The sequence below is a fragment of the Gilvimarinus gilvus genome, assembly GCF_030518155.1.
GTDB lineage: Bacteria > Pseudomonadota > Gammaproteobacteria > Pseudomonadales > Cellvibrionaceae > Gilvimarinus > Gilvimarinus gilvus.
This window is the reverse complement of the sequence record NZ_JAULRU010000042.1, coordinates 1-355: the sequence shown is the minus strand read 5'-3', so window position 1 is coordinate 355 and position 355 is coordinate 1. Positions and strand designations below refer to the sequence as shown.

Annotated in this window: 1 protein-coding gene; it reads right to left on the bottom strand. The window is 30.7% G+C overall.

What is annotated here, in order from left to right:
* On the bottom strand, nt 1-355 hold a 355-nt coding region (locus QWI17_RS00210; RefSeq protein ID WP_302720493.1), incomplete at both ends, for a hypothetical protein.

Here is a 355-nt window from a genome sequence, read left to right as displayed (position 1 = left end):
CCAAAATCTTAATGTGTACTCACCAGCTTCTTTAGGTGTAAACTTCAAAGTTTTTGTTTCGTACGAAGTATTTTGCGTGCAGTTTCCATTACTTTGACTTGCATAAACACCAATGTTGTGTTTAAAAGTTGTACTTCCTTGTAAAGAGCTAAATTGAATAAAATTTTGACAAGAATTTGTTTTTTCGTACGTTACTCGAATATTTGTAGTTTTTCCTACTGGCTGAATAGAGTCTTCATGAACATTAATTGCCGTTGTTGCTAAAAAACCATAATTCATATAATCTGAGTCATCATTATTTAAACAACTAAATGTTGATAAACCTAAAATACCTACCAAAGCAAACATGCTTAAT